The sequence below is a fragment of the Flavobacterium cutihirudinis genome (assembly GCF_003385895.1).
Lineage (GTDB): Bacteria > Bacteroidota > Bacteroidia > Flavobacteriales > Flavobacteriaceae > Flavobacterium > Flavobacterium cutihirudinis.
The window spans coordinates 968,472-982,956 of record NZ_QRDQ01000008.1; the positions used below are offsets into that span (position 1 = coordinate 968,472).

Annotated in this window: 10 protein-coding genes and 1 tRNA gene; 8 read left to right on the top strand and 3 right to left on the bottom strand. The window is 33.3% G+C overall.

Annotation, left to right across the window (positions count from 1 at the left end):
* Nucleotides 1-5 precede the first annotated feature (5 nt).
* The 5 genes from BD847_RS09920 to BD847_RS09940 all read left to right on the top strand — a co-directional run bounded on the left by BD847_RS09920 (nucleotide 6) and on the right by BD847_RS09940 (nucleotide 9,554).
* Complete coding sequence (locus BD847_RS09920; RefSeq protein WP_115888108.1) at nucleotides 6-1,388, top strand: DUF6734 family protein; 1,383 nt, start codon at nucleotides 6-8, stop codon at nucleotides 1,386-1,388.
* On the top strand, nucleotides 1,385-2,974 hold the full coding sequence (locus BD847_RS09925; protein WP_115888109.1) for a vitamin K epoxide reductase family protein: 1,590 nt from the start codon (nucleotides 1,385-1,387) through the stop codon (nucleotides 2,972-2,974). The genes BD847_RS09920 and BD847_RS09925 overlap by 4 nt, the downstream gene beginning before the upstream one ends.
* Entirely contained in the window at nucleotides 2,971-5,166 is a 2,196-nt protein-coding gene (locus BD847_RS09930; RefSeq protein ID WP_394336443.1) for a peptidase domain-containing ABC transporter, read from the top strand. Before BD847_RS09925 ends, BD847_RS09930 begins: the two co-directional genes overlap by 4 nt.
* Nucleotides 5,167-5,188: 22 nt before the next feature.
* Entirely contained in the window at nucleotides 5,189-6,487 is a 1,299-nt protein-coding gene (locus BD847_RS09935; protein WP_115888111.1) for an HlyD family secretion protein, read from the top strand.
* Nucleotides 6,488-6,677: 190 nt separating this feature from the next.
* Nucleotides 6,678-9,554, top strand: coding sequence for an alpha-amylase family glycosyl hydrolase (locus BD847_RS09940; RefSeq protein WP_115888112.1), 2,877 nt, complete (start codon nucleotides 6,678-6,680; stop codon nucleotides 9,552-9,554).
* Between the two features lie 147 nt (nucleotides 9,555-9,701).
* On the opposite strand, the gene BD847_RS09945 is transcribed toward BD847_RS09940, so the two are convergent.
* The 3 genes from BD847_RS09945 to BD847_RS09955 all read right to left on the bottom strand — a co-directional run bounded on the left by BD847_RS09945 (nucleotide 9,702) and on the right by BD847_RS09955 (nucleotide 11,820).
* Nucleotides 9,702-9,926: a DUF6814 family protein gene (locus tag BD847_RS09945; RefSeq protein ID WP_115888113.1), complete on the bottom strand. Its 225-nt coding sequence runs from the start codon at nucleotides 9,924-9,926 to the stop codon at nucleotides 9,702-9,704.
* A gap of 14 nt (nucleotides 9,927-9,940) precedes the next feature.
* Nucleotides 9,941-11,434 (bottom strand): MFS transporter, encoded by a 1,494-nt coding sequence (locus tag BD847_RS09950; RefSeq protein WP_115888114.1) that lies wholly within the window; start codon nucleotides 11,432-11,434, stop codon nucleotides 9,941-9,943.
* A 313-nt stretch (nucleotides 11,435-11,747) separates the two neighbouring features.
* Nucleotides 11,748-11,820, bottom strand: a tRNA-Phe gene (locus BD847_RS09955).
* A 99-nt stretch (nucleotides 11,821-11,919) separates the two neighbouring features.
* Between BD847_RS09955 and BD847_RS09960 the strand changes: the two genes are divergently transcribed.
* Genes BD847_RS09960 through lptC form a run of 3 tightly spaced genes read left to right on the top strand, consistent with a single transcriptional unit; the run spans nucleotide 11,920 to nucleotide 14,479 of the window.
* Nucleotides 11,920-12,651 carry a type III pantothenate kinase gene (locus BD847_RS09960; RefSeq protein ID WP_115888354.1) on the top strand — a complete coding sequence of 244 codons (732 nt, stop codon included), beginning with the start codon at nucleotides 11,920-11,922 and terminating at the stop codon, nucleotides 12,649-12,651.
* Nucleotides 12,648-13,877 (top strand): hypothetical protein, encoded by a 1,230-nt coding sequence (locus BD847_RS09965; RefSeq protein WP_115888115.1) that lies wholly within the window; start codon nucleotides 12,648-12,650, stop codon nucleotides 13,875-13,877. Before BD847_RS09960 ends, BD847_RS09965 begins: the two co-directional genes overlap by 4 nt.
* A gap of 50 nt (nucleotides 13,878-13,927) precedes the next feature.
* A complete protein-coding gene (gene lptC, locus BD847_RS09970; protein ID WP_115888116.1) occupies nucleotides 13,928-14,479 on the top strand; it encodes an LPS export ABC transporter periplasmic protein LptC in 552 nt (183 codons plus the stop codon).
* Nucleotides 14,480-14,485 lie beyond the last annotated feature (6 nt).

The window sequence follows — 14,485 nt, forward strand, 5'->3', positions numbered from 1 at the left end:
ATTCAATGAAAATAATTCAATCCTTTTGGTCGCAAAATCTTGAAAATCCATTAAATGACAATTATGGATGGCTCTCAGAAGCTCATAATTGGCTCAGTTGGATATTAAGTGCTAATCAATTAGCCAAATTTTATAGGGTAGAACTTTACACGGATCAAAAAGGATATGATATACTAATCAATCAGCTTCAACTGCCTTATCATAAGGTTCATGTTGTTTTGGACGAGCTTAATCATTATCATAAAAGTTTGTGGGCAATGCCAAAAATTAAAACATATAGCTTACAAAACGAACCGTTTTTGCATGTTGATGGCGATGTGTTTATATGGAAAGCATTTTCGGAGGAATTATTGAGTGGAGATTTTATTTCTCAGAATTTAGAAATCACAACCGAATATTATGAGGAAATGTGGAACGACATCTACCCGAATCTGGTATATGTTCCTGCTGAAATGCAGGACTATATTAGTAACAAAAACAATTATGCCTATAATATGGGAATAATTGGAGGTCATAATTATGAGTTTTTCAAGAAATATGCGGCAACTTCATCTGATTTTGTAGATCAAAATACTTCGGTCTGGAATTCGATCAACGGATTTAATTTTAATATTTTTTTCGAACAGGTACTCTTTTATAATATGATAAAAAAGTCATCTGAGAAAGTCAACTGTTTGTTTTCGGATACGCCAAACGATAATAATTATATCGGATTTGGTGATTTTGATAAAGTGCCAAATCAAAAAACTTATCTTCATTTATTAGGGACTTATAAAAAAAGTGTGCGTGTTTGCAGTAATCTCGAAACCTATGTTATTAAAGAATATCCACAATATTTTGAACGCTTGAGAAAATTGTTTCCTTTTCATTTTTCACATTATGATATGTTTTTTGATAAGGCTAAAAACGTGGATTTGAAAAAGGAATTCAAATTAAAAAATACATCAGAAATCAAAGAAAAACTTTCAGATGAATATCTAGTCGGAAGAAATTTTATGGCTTTAGAATTTCCGCAGGAATTTGATTATTTAGTTTCCCATAATAAAGCTTTTGAATTAGTTAAATTATCAGAGATTGAGGTTGTCAATTTTTTCGATGAACTTTCAAATGAGAATATAAAAACGGTCGCAATTCCTGAACTGGGACAAGGAATTTCGCGAATTGGTATTGACGAAATTGATGAATTGATTTTGCAGGAACTTGAGAAACCAATTCTGTACGAAGAGTTTATTCTGAACATGACGGCTTATTTGGAAGAGGATGTAGAAGAAGATGGAAAAGCCAATTTTATTCAATTGATTCAAAACAGAGTCAGATTCTTTTTAGTAGAAAAAACACTTTTTTTTAAAGTAATGGTCGAAGAAACAGATTTAATTTCATCAAAATGACAGACTTCTTTTATTTAAAAAAATACCTTCACGAACATAAATACTATCATTTAGAAGACAAAATAATCCTTGAACTGCAATCTCATCCGGATTATCCAAGTTTAATAGCAATTGTAGATGTGTTGCATTTTTATGATATTGAAAATGTTGCTGCCAGAATCGATGAAAGCGAACTAATAAATTTACCGCAAACATTTCTTTCCGTTTTTTGTACACATACAGGTAGCGAAATTGTGTATACAAAAAAAAGAGGTCTGGATTTCGAAATTCAGTTTGCGAATGGGTTTGTCCAAAAGCTTTCCAGGGCAGAATATCTTTCGGGATGGAATGGAATGATTGTGGCTATTGAAGAAAATGAAAATAAGAAAAACAGACAAGGTAATATGGTTTCTAAAAATGCCGTATTGTTTTTGTTGGGTTTTTGTGTTGTGGGTTTATTTCAGGTTTATTTAACCAATTTTTCAAATCCTGGAGAATCGCTTTTTTATACATTATGCTCTCTTGTTGGAGTGATAATTTGCCTTTTTTTAGTTCGGGAAGATTTAGGATTTCATGATGCCACAATTTCAAGAATCTGTTATGCTTCAAAAAGAACAAGTTGCAGCGAAGTACTTTCCTCAAATGGTGCAAAAATTCTGGGTAATTTAAAGTTAAGCGATGTCTCGCTCGCTTATTTCTCGGTATTAACTTTTTTTTCAATCTGTACAGTGTTTCAAAACAGTTTAGTTATTTATAATTGGTTGGCATTGTTGAGTATTCCGATTTTACTGTATTCTGTTTTTACTCAATATTTTATAGTAAAAAAATGGTGTATCTTATGTTTAGGTATTGTAATTACATTAATGCTTCAAATTGTAGTGGTTTCGATTCATGGTTTTAATTTTATTTTAAATGTATCAGATATAAAAAAAATAAGCCTGTTTTTATTCGTTTTTGCTTTGATGAATTTTGTTTGGATAAAAATTAAAAGTTTGATAAAGAGTGATTTATCAAATAAAAATATCGAATTAAAATACAATCAACTAAAGAGAAAATATGCTGTTTTTAAAGCTTTAGCTGATGCTGATACAAGTGTAAATGAAACTGCGTTAGAAAAACTGGATACAATTGTAATAGGTCATGATAATGCGCCAATAGCATTAAATGCAGTGCTTAGCGCATCTTGTATGCATTGTCATAAAGTCTATGAAAACCTGATGAAATTATGGAGTAAAAATTCTGAGCATTTAAAAATGAAACTTGTTTTTAATATAAATGCAGAGAATTTAAATAATCCTTATAATATTATTTATAAACAGGCAATGAGCCTGTATCTCAGCGGAGAATATGACAAAGTGGTAGCATTATTAAATGACTGGCATGTGAAACGAATGAGTTTAGAAAACTGGAAATCAAAGTGGGAATTCGGTCAGACTGAAACAGGAATAGAAACAATACAACAACAATATAATTGGTGTCTCGAAAATAAAATTTTACATACTCCCGCAATCATCTTAAATGGGAAATTGCTGCCCAAAGAATATGAAGTTCAAGAACTCAATTTTTTTATTGATAATTTAATAAAAGAGAAAACCTTAGTATTTTGAAAGCATTTATATTCCCTTTTTACAAACAGCCGGATGCCAAAGATTGCGGCCCTACTTGTTTACGCATTATTGCAAAATATTACGGTAAAGTAATTGAACTACAGCAAATACGAAATTTTTCTGAAACAACAAGAGAGGGCAGTAGCCTCCTGGGATTGAGCGATGCCGGAGAAGCACTGGGATTTCGTACTCTTGGTGTAAAAGTTAATTTTGAAATGCTACAAAAAGAAATGCCTTTGCCGTGCATTGTACACTGGAATAATCAACACTTTGTGGTTGTTTATAAAATAAAAAAAGACATCGTATATGTTTCAGACCCGAGTCATGGTTTGATAACGTACTCCAAAGAAGAATTTATCAAGTTTTGGATTGGTAAAAATGCACATGAAAAAACAGAAGAAGGAATTGCACTTTTATTAGAAACCACTCCGGAATTTTATGCGAACGAATGGGAAACAGAGAATTCCAGAAAGAGTTTCAGTTATTTAACCAAATACTTATTTCGCTATAAAAGTTTAGTAATTCAGCTTGTAATTGGGTTAGCAGCAGCAAGTCTCTTTTCTTTATTATTTCCGTTCCTGACTCAAAGTATTGTTGATGTTGGAATTCAGACTCAGGATCTGAATTTTATTTATTTAATTCTTTTAGCGCAATTAATGCTTTTTGCCGGACAAACAGCAATTGAAGTACTTCGCTCATGGATCATGCTCCATCTAAGTACAAGAATTCATATTTCGCTTGTTTCGGATTTTTTTATAAAACTAATGAAATTGCCAATTAGCTATTTTGATAGTCGTATGACTGGTGATATAATGCAACGCATAGGCGATAATAGACGAATTGAGCAATTGCTAACAGGGAGTTCGCTCAATGTAATGTTTTCTTTGTTGAATTTGGTCATCTTTAGTTTTGTGCTTGCGTTTTATAATCTTCAGTTATTTTTGGTGTTTTTAATTGGTAGTATCATATATCTTGCCTGGATTTTATTTTTCCTAAAGAAAAGGAAAGAGCTTGATTATAAGCGTTTTTCACAAGTTTCAAATGAACAATCCAAAGTTATTGAGCTGATAAACGGAATGCAGGAAATCAAAATGCATAATGCCGAAAAACAAAAACGCTGGGGGTGGGAGTTTGTTCAGATTCGTCTTTTCAAAGTTAATATGCAATCGCTAACGCTGGAACAATGGCAATCTGTCGGTTCCAATTTTATTAATCATCTCAAAGATTTATTAATAACTTTTTTTTCGGCAACATTAGTAGTTAAAGGAGAATTGACACTAGGGATGATGATGTCTGTACAATATATCATTGGCCAGTTAAACAATCCGTTAATGCAAATGGTAAGTTTTGTCCGTTCACTTCAGGATGCAAAAATTAGCTTAGAACGTTTGGGGGAAATTCATGATAAAGAAGATGAAGAAGATGTGCTGAATCCTAAAATCCATGATCTGGGGCATTCAGACATTAGTATTAAAAATTTGTCATTTAGATATGCAGGAAATCCTGATTACGTTTTGGAAGATTTGAGCTTGCTTGTTCCGAAACAAAAAACTACAGCTATAGTTGGCACCAGCGGAAGCGGGAAAACAACCTTGCTAAAACTTCTTATGAAATTTTACGAGCCAAACGGAGGTGAAATTTTTCTTGACAAAATGAAATTCAGCTCGATTTCACCAAGTGCCTGGCGAGGAAAATGCGGCGTTGTGATGCAGGAAGGATTTATTTTTAATGACACAATTGCAAACAATATTGCAGTTGGAGAAGATTATGTCGATAAGAAAAAACTATTGCATGCTGTTGAAACTGCCAATATTAGAGATTTTATAGAAAGTTTGCCGCTTTCCTATAATACAAAAATTGGAAACGAAGGAGCGGGTATTTCCGGAGGGCAAAAACAAAGACTTTTAATCGCGCGAGCAGTTTATAAAAATCCTGATTATTTGTTTTTTGATGAAGCAACTTCTTCATTAGATGCAAATAATGAAAAGGTAATTATGGAAAATTTGAATGATTTTTTAGTGGGCAAAACTGCAGTTATTATAGCGCATCGATTGTCTACAGTAAAAAATGCAGATCAGATTGTAGTTCTGGAAAAAGGCAAAATAGTAGAATTAGGAACTCACAGAGAATTGATATTAGCTAAAAAAAACTACTACGAATTAGTTAAAAATCAGTTAGAATTAGGGAATTAAAAAGTCTGTAAATTAAAGAAAAATGGCATCAAAAAATGTTTTAGATGATATAGAATTACGCTCTGAGTCGGTGCAGGAAGTGTTGTCAAACCCTCCAACTTGGATTGTCCGTTATGGGATCTCGATTATTTTTGTAATAATCTTATTTTTAATAATTGGTTGTTGGTTTATAAAATACCCTGATGTTATATCGGCTAAAATTGTAGTAACCTCGCACCATCCACCGGAAAGACTAGAATCTAAAGTAAATTCGAGAATTGTAAAGCTTTGTATAGATAATTCATCCTTGGTAAAAAAAGGAACTGTCGTTGCGATTTTGGAGAGTTCGGCAAACTTTAAAGATGTTTTAAAATTGGATCAAATCATTTCGTCCATTCCATCAGATTATCAGATGTTTTATTTTCCCTTTAAGGAAATAAGTAATGCACAGCTTGGTGATATTCAGTCCTCTTTTGGTCAATTTCATAAGGCCTATATTGAGAACGAACTGAACCAGAAGCTTCATCCTTATTCTGAAGAAATAAATGCAGGAAAGAGTTCTCAAAATGAAAATCGCAATAGATTATCAGCATTGTACGAGCAACAAAAACTTGAAAAAGTAAAACTTTCTTTAAGCGATGTGCAATACAAAAGATCACAGCAATTGTTTGAAAAAGGAGTTATTTCAAAATACGATCTTGATATTCAAAAGGCAAATAATTTGCAGGCAAAACAGACTTACGACCAAATTAGTTCTTCTATTTCTCAACAAAAAGAAGCAATAGAACAGGCAAAAAAACAAGTTGTAGCCAGTGAGATTTCTCAGGAAAAAGCAGATGTAACTAATTTAGCATCCTTGTTTCAGGCATTAGATGAATTAAAAAGAAATATTCATATCTGGAAGCAAAATTATCTTTTTGAGGCGAATTATGATGGGGTTTTTAAATTTCAAAATTCATGGAAAGAAAATCAACTAATAAAAACAGGAGAGCTTTTTGCTACAATTTTGCCTTTGAACCAAACGCAGTATTTTGGTAGTTTGAAAGTGCCACTGCAGAATTCAGGTAAAATTCTTCATAATCAAAAAGTACTAATAAAGTTGGATAATTTTCCTTTTCAGGAATACGGAATGTTAGAAGGCAGAATTCAGACTATGTCAACTATAACAGATCAGGAAGGGAATTATTTTGTAGAAGTAATAATGCCAAAAGGGCTAAAGACAAGTTACGACAAAGAAATAAAATTTGATAAGGAACTTACAGGATCAGCCGATATCATCACTGATGAAATTCGGCTAGTTGAACGAATATTTTATCAATTTAGAAAATTAGTTCACAGATAAATATTTATTTGCTTTATAAAACCGTTAAAAAAAGTGATTTTTATAATAAATTTCGCTGATTTGAAATAAAGTTTTAAACACTACAACGTTGTCGTAAAGCAATTTCAAAAATGCTCTAGTAGATTTACAGTTAATAAGATACCTTTATTAATTATCTCAATTTTTGCTTTAAACTATCTTAACTTAAACTATGAAAAAAACTTTACTCTCATTTTTTCTTTTGTTATCCGGAATGCTTTTTGCGCAGCAGCAAACAGTTACGTATTCTGTGAGTCCGGCTACTTTCGAAGAAAACACTTCAATAACAATAACAATCAACGGAAGCAGTGTAAACGAAGCAACTTGGGGAGTTACAGATCACGCTCTTTATATGTGGGCATGGGCGTTTGATACCAATGATACTACCCAAAAAGGAACACCAAATGTTGGTACATGGGAAGCTTCAAGCGATGCAAGCAAGTTTACTTACAATGCGGCTTCAGACACTTATACAAAAACCATTACACCAACTACCTATTATAATATAACAGGAATTGGTAGGATAGGTTTTTTGATAAAAGCTAAAAATGGTACTGGCGATAAAAAATCACAGGATATTCTGGTAGAAGTTGGTTCTTTTCAGGTAACATTGACTTCTCCGATAGAAAACAGTACTACAATATTGGCTTCGGGTGCTAATTTCAATGTTGCGGCAACAAATACAAACGGTGCAGCAAGTTATACTTTAAAGGCAAACGGAACTACGATCAATACAAATGCTAGTACATCTAGCTATAGTTTTAATGACACGAATATTACAGAAAATAAAAGCTATGAGCTAACAGTAGTTCAAGGAGCGACAACAATTAGTAAAAAGTTTTCGGTTGTTGTAAATCCGAATACGGTTTTAGAAGCTATGCCAGCAGGTTTGGTTGACGGAATAAATTATAATGCTGCAGATGCAACAAAAGCCACTTTGGTTTTAGATGCACCTTTAAAGGACTTTGTATATGTTGCAGGAAGTTTTAATAATTGGCAGCCTACAACAGCTTATGCAATGAAAAAAGACCCGACTTCAGAGAAATTTTGGTTAGAGTTGACGGGTTTGGTTTCCGGCGCAAATAACACTTATCAATATTGGGTTGTAGACAATACTCCGCTTGCAAATTCGCCTTCAATGGTAAAAACAGCAGATCCTTATTCGACTTTGGTTTTGTCACCTTATGATGATCCTTACATTCCTGCATCTTCATATCCAAATTTACCAGCTTATCCAGCAGGACAAAATTTTGAAGTTACTGTTCTTAAAACAGGACAGACACCATACAATTGGCAGGTAACCAATTTTGAAAAGCCGGAAAAAGATAAATTAGTTGTTTATGAGGTTTTGGTTCGTGATTTTGATGCAAATAGAAGTTATCAAAATCTAATTGATAAAATAGATTATTTTAAAAATCTTAAAATAAATGCAATTGAATTAATGCCGGTAATGGAATTTGAAGGCAATGAAAGCTGGGGTTACAATACTTCTTTTCATATGGCTTTAGATAAATTCTACGGAACTTCGGATAAATTAAAAGAGTTTATTGATTTATGTCATCAAAACGGAATTGCAGTAATTCTGGATGTGGCATTAAATCATGCTTTTGGAAGAAACCCAATGGTAAGAATGTGGATGAATGATCCTGATGGAGATGGTTTTGGTTCGCCTACAGCTGAAAATCCTTATTTTAATACTGTTGCAAAACATTCATATAGTGTTGGAGAAGATTTTAATCATCAGTCGTTAAAAACACAATATTATGTAGAGCGCGTAATCAAACAATGGATTGAAGAGTATAAAATTGATGGTTTCCGTTGGGATTTAACAAAAGGTTTTACACAAGCTTGTACTGCTTCAGACGAAAGTTGTACCAATCGTTACCAGCAAGACAGAGTAGATGTTCTAAGAAAATATGCCGATTATTCATGGGGCATTGATCCAACGCATTATACTATTTTCGAGCATTTAGGAAATGATGATACAGAAGAGCAACAATGGGCAAATTATAGAGTGAATGAAACGCCAAGTAAAGGAGTAATGATGTGGGGGAAAATGACTGATCAGTACAGCCAATTGGCAATGGGATATGCATCAAATAGTAACATTACAAGAATGACAAGTGCTAGTCGTGGTTTCACTGCAAATCGTTTGATGGGTTATGCTGAAAGTCATGATGAAGAACGTTTAATGTACAGAAATTTGCAATATGGAGCTTCAGCAGGAAGTTATAATGTGAAAACATTAAATACTGCGCTTTCAAGAATGTCTGCAGTTGGAGCGGTTTCTTTATTAATTCCTGGTCCAAAAATGATTTGGCATTTTGGAGAATTAGGTTGGGATGATTCAATTTACACTTGTAGTAACGGAACTATAAATGATACTTCTACCACTATTGGAGGAGATTGCAAATTAGATACTAAACCGCAACCACAATGGACTGAGAATTGGCTTGGAGATACAAATCGTAATAAAATCTATAACGATTGGTCAAAAATGATTAACCTGAAAGTAACTGAACCGGTATTTTTAGGAACAGCTACAATGGCAAATGCAAATACATTAACAATAAACATTAAAATAACAAACAGTAGTTTGGCAACTACACAATTAAAAGATGTTTTGATAATTGCCAATCTTGATGTTACGGCGAAAAATGTTGCAACAGGTTTTCAATATACAGGAACTTGGTACAATTTAATGGATAATACAACTTTAAGCGTTACTGATGTGAATGCTACGATAAGTTTAGCTCCTGGAGAATATAGAATTTATGGAAACAAAACGGCCAATTTGGCAATTCCTGATTTTGAAAAAGGAAGCTCTGTTAATTTATATCCAAATCCGGTAGGTAATTATTTTAAATTGAATGTTGCTGCATCAAAAGTTCAGGTGTATGCGTTAACGGGTCAATTGGTGAAAAGTTTTAATTCAAATGGAAATATAGATTTTCAGTTTGGAGTAAGTGATTTAAGTACCGGAATGTATGTTGTCAAAGCGTACGACGAAAACAATGCAATTCAGGTAATGAAATTCATTAAAAAATAAATACAGTTTTGAAGGATTTTTAGTAGGACAAAAAAACTGTGTTTTTGTTTACTGAGTCGCAAAAGGTATTTAAAATTTGGTTAAGTTAGTAGTTAAAAGGGCTGTCTATTTTATATAGACAGCCCCTTTTAATTTAAGTAGTTTTGGTTATTTTTTCTCGTTGTATTCTCCAATCAAAGAAAAATAACCAAAAGTTCCCAAGCCTAAAACGATTAATGGGGTGAGAATGAAAAGAATTATAATTCCAAAAACCAAGTCATCTTGTTTGTCTGATAAAAATTTTGGAAGACCAAACTCAAACACACAAAAGTAAGCGGCTGCAATGGATAGTATAATCCACAAAACACCTAAAATTTGTTTAACTGTATTCATATTATATGTAGGTATTAAAGGTGATTCGTTTTGTTTTTATTGTCAATATAAATCATTCCAATTACAAAGCAGATTGAAGCGATAATAATAGGATACCAAAGGCCTTCAAGATAAAACTCTGGTTTTTCATTCGCTTTGGCATGTGTTACAAAATAGGTCGAAATTGCAGGTAGTAGGCCTCCGAAAATCCCATTTCCAACATGATAAGGAAGAGACATCGAAGTGTATCTAATTTTCGTTGGAAACATCTCAACCAAAAATGCTGCAATTGGTCCATAAACCATTGTAACAAATAAAACCTGAATGAAAACCAAAAAAATCAACGTCCATTCGTCTTCAGAATTTATTTTGACAGTAATGCTGCTTTGAGATTCTTTTTTATCGGTAAAATCTGTTTTCTTTTCGATATACGAAGTTCCGTCCGTAAAGGTTTTAGAAATTGTAGTTACAGTGTCGTTATTTTTAATTTCAGTCTTTTGAGTTGTTTTTTCAGCAATTTCTGTTTTCTGCAGAATGTCAGTTGTGTTGTACATTGCTTTGTAGATTGGTCTGTAGAATAAAATTGCTAACAACATTCCGCCCATCATAATGTGTTTTCGGCCAATTTTATCACTTAGCCACCCAAAAAATATAAAAAAAGGAGTCCCTATCAATAATGCAATTCCGAGCAATTCATCAACTTGTGAAGAGTCAATATTCATAACTGTTTTCATGAAACTCATGGCGTAAAATTGCCCAGTGTACCAAACAACACCTTGACCCATTGTGGCACCAAATAAAGCCAGCAAAACAAATTTTAGATTATATCGGTTTCCAAAACTTTCTTTCAGCGGATTTGTGCTTGTTGTTCCTTCTTTTTTCGCTTTCGCAAAAACCGGAGACTCATCCATATTTTTGCGGATCAAGTACGAGACACCAACCATTACAATCGAAACCCAAAAAGGAACACGCCAGCCCCAAGTGTCAAAATCTTCTGCAGATAGAATATTTTTCGTGGCCAAAATGACCATTAAGGATATAAATAATCCGACAGTTGCTGTAGTCTGAATCCACGAAGTCCAATATCCTTTTTGTCCGGCAGGGGAATGTTCTGCAACATAAGTGGCTGCTCCGCCATATTCTCCGCCCAATGCTAGTCCTTGTAATAAACGCAAGATCAATACTAATAGTGGTGCCATAAAACCAATTGTCTCGTAGCTCGGAATACAGCCTATTAAAAAGGTTGAGCCACCCATTAATAATAAGGTCGCCATAAAAGTATATTTTCGGCCAATAATATCACCAAGACGTCCAAAAAATAAAGCACCAAAAGGACGTACTACAAAACCAGCAGCAAAAGTGGCTAAAGTCGATAAAAATGCCGCGGTTGGATTATCGCTCGGGAAAAATTTTGTCGAGATAACAACTGCTAAACTTCCAAAAATGTAAAAATCGTACCATTCAATCATCGTTCCCATTGAAGAAGCCGAAATAACTTTCCAAATACCTTTAGTAGAAGTTTTGCTCATAAAACTGTTTTGTATACTTAATATTAATTAAATAGTAAAAATATAGTTTTACGAATATAGAAGATAATTTGTTATTCACTTAATACTTTTTTAACAAAAGGAATGTATTTATTGACTTTTGTGTTTTTAGTAGTATATGGATTATAAAGCAGTTAAAAGTTAGAATAACTGAAAGTATACAAAGTAGAAAGTGCGACGGTTCTTAAAACTTAAAAAACAAAACTTTGTGAGCCTTTGTGTAAATCTTAGTGTTCTTTGTGGTAAAACGAAAAAGGTATAAAAACAAAAAACCCACTCAGTTGAGTGGGTTTCGTGGTACCTCCAGGGATCGAACCAGGGACACATGGATTTTCAGTCCATTGCTCTACCATCTGAGCTAAGGTACCGTGCTCATTGCGGGTGCAAATATATAACCATTTTTGGTTTATGCAAAACATTTTTTTAAAAAAATCAATTCGTATCTTCGCATAAACAAAAAAGTAAATATGATTTTAACGGTTGATGTTGGAAATACCCGAATTAAAGCTGCTGTCTTTGAGGGTGGTACCGCTTTAGAAGTTTTTGTTTTTGATAAAAATGAACTCGAAAAAAAAATCACAACTATTTTAAATAAATTTCCAATTTGTTCAGATTTGGTTGTTTCTTCGGTGGGAAAAATTGAAAAAGAAGCCTTTTTGAGTTTCGAAAACCTCGTTAAAGTTCATTTTTTTACTCATGAAGATATTTTTCCATTTCATAATAAATATGCAACCCCAAAAACATTAGGCATTGACCGAATGATTCTTGCAGCGGGAGCAACTTTGCAATTTCCTAAGCAAAACAGATTAGTTATTGATGCCGGCACTTGCATAACCTACGATTTTATCGACGAAAATGATAATTATTTAGGTGGAGCAATATCTCCCGGTCTTCGTTTGCGATATGAAGCGCTTCATAATTTCACAGCCAGACTGCCTTTGCTTGAATTGGAAATGCCGGATTCATATGTAGGAAATTCAACTTCACAGGCGATACATTCAGGAGTTGTAAACGGATTCGTCTATGAGATAGACGGTTTTATCGATGAATATAAAGCAAACTTTTCAAATTTTATAATAATTTTAACGGGAGGTGATGCAGAATTTTTGGCTAAACGATTAAAAAATACCATATTTGCCAATTCAAATTTCTTACTGGAGAGTTTGGACCAAACATTTCAATATAAAAACCGACAATGATTAAAAAAATTATAATAAGTGCTTGTCTACTTGTTTCATTCGTTTCATTCGCTCAGCAAGGTACTGCATCACCGTATTCTTTTTACGGAATTGGAGATTCAAGATTTAAAGGAACTCTTGAGTTTAGATCTATGGCAGGAGTTGCCGTTGAGCAGGACAGTATTCACCTGAATATCGATAATCCTGCTAGTTATGCAAGTTTAGGACAAACTACTTTTTCTGTCGGAGGATCTTTTGGAACATCTACATTAAAGACAGATAACGAATCTTCGAAAGCGCAACGAGCAACTTTTGATTATTTAGCATTGGGAATTCCGATGGGTAAATTTGGCGCGGCTATTGGTTTGGTTCCGTTGTCTTCTGTTGGATATAAAATCGTCGACGATAATAGTGCTGTTACTGATGGTGTAAATAGTCAGTTTGAAGGAAAAGGAGGAGTTAATAAAGTGTTCTTTGGTTTAGGTTATAAAATTATGCCAAACTGGAATATTGGAGCTGATATGCAGTACAACTTCGGAAAAATTACCACTCAGAGTGTTGAAGGGATTACCAATGTTCAGAGTTTCTCAACTGAAACGAATTTGTCTGAGTTGTCTGGTGTTAATTTTAATATTGGTACGATGTATCAAAAGAAAATAACAAAAGAACTTAATATTTATACAAGTTTAAATTATACTTTCGGAAGCACATTAAATTCTACAAATACACGTGTTATTGTAGTTTCTTCAGATCCTGATCCGTACCTTCCGGATGTAAAAGATACGAAGTTAAAATTACCAAACAAATTGACTTTTGGAGCTGGTATTGGTCATGCTAGAAAATGGCTTGTAGGTACTACATTGGCTTTTCAGGGTGATGGAGAATATGCGAATTATTATAATTCTGCAGATAATGTTCGTTACGAAAAATATTCAAAATATGCTGTTGGAGGTTACTATATTCCAAATTATACTTCATTTACAAGTTATTTCAGCAGAGTTACGTACAGAGCCGGTTTTAAATATGAAAAATTGGGTCTGATTGTTAATAATGAGTCTATCAATGATGTTGGACTTACTGTTGGAGCTGGTTTTCCAATTACGGGTACTTTTTCTAACGTAAACGTTGGGCTTGAATTTGGTAAAAAAGGAACTACAGCTGCTGGCTTAATTCAGGAAAATTACTTTAATATGAACGTGAGTTTTTCTTTCAACGACAGATGGTTCGTGAAAAGAAAAATTGACTAGACAGTTATTTATCTTTTCTTAAGCTCATTACAATTTACTACATTTGGCGAATGAATTTACCAAAAAGATATAGTATAAATATTCTTGCAGTTCTGGCGGTAACGCTGTTTTTTGGATGCGAAAGCAATTTTAAAGAAGTTCAGAAAATAAACTTTTCAGAATTTGTTCCAGGAAGTGATGCTGATACTGTAAATATTAAGTATACGGATTCTGGCCGAATTACAGGTGTTCTGAAAAGTCCTAAAATGCTGGATTACTCAAACCTCGAATTTCCTTTTACAGATTTTCCAAAAGGTATCGATGTGACATTGTATGATAAAAAGCAAAAGCGAACTTTTATCCGATCAAATTATGCTGTGTCGTACAAAACTACCGGAATAATAGATTTACAAGGAAAAGTAAGAATCACATCAGAAGAAGGGCAGGTTTTGGAGACAGAGCAGCTTTATTTCGACCAAAAAAATGAATGGTTCTATACCGAGAGAAAATTCAAGCTTACAGATGCTAAAGGAGTTTCAAACGGTCAAGGTATAGATTTCAGTAAAGACTTTAAGGTGATTAATTCACAGCGAATCAGCGGTGAAATTGAATCCAACGAATAAAAATAA

Coding starts and splice junctions, on each gene's coding strand:
- BD847_RS09920 (WP_115888108.1), top strand. CDS start 6: ATGAAAATAATTCAATCCTTTTGGTCGCAAAATCTTGAAAATCCATTA.
- BD847_RS09925 (WP_115888109.1), top strand. CDS start 1,385: ATGACAGACTTCTTTTATTTAAAAAAATACCTTCACGAACATAAATAC.
- BD847_RS09935 (WP_115888111.1), top strand. CDS start 5,189: ATGGCATCAAAAAATGTTTTAGATGATATAGAATTACGCTCTGAGTCG.
- BD847_RS09940 (WP_115888112.1), top strand. CDS start 6,678: ATGAAAAAAACTTTACTCTCATTTTTTCTTTTGTTATCCGGAATGCTT.
- BD847_RS09945 (WP_115888113.1), bottom strand. CDS start 9,926: ATGAATACAGTTAAACAAATTTTAGGTGTTTTGTGGATTATACTATCC.
- BD847_RS09950 (WP_115888114.1), bottom strand. CDS start 11,434: ATGAGCAAAACTTCTACTAAAGGTATTTGGAAAGTTATTTCGGCTTCT.
- BD847_RS09960 (WP_115888354.1), top strand. CDS start 11,920: ATGATTTTAACGGTTGATGTTGGAAATACCCGAATTAAAGCTGCTGTC.
- BD847_RS09965 (WP_115888115.1), top strand. CDS start 12,648: ATGATTAAAAAAATTATAATAAGTGCTTGTCTACTTGTTTCATTCGTT.
- lptC (WP_115888116.1), top strand. CDS start 13,928: ATGAATTTACCAAAAAGATATAGTATAAATATTCTTGCAGTTCTGGCG.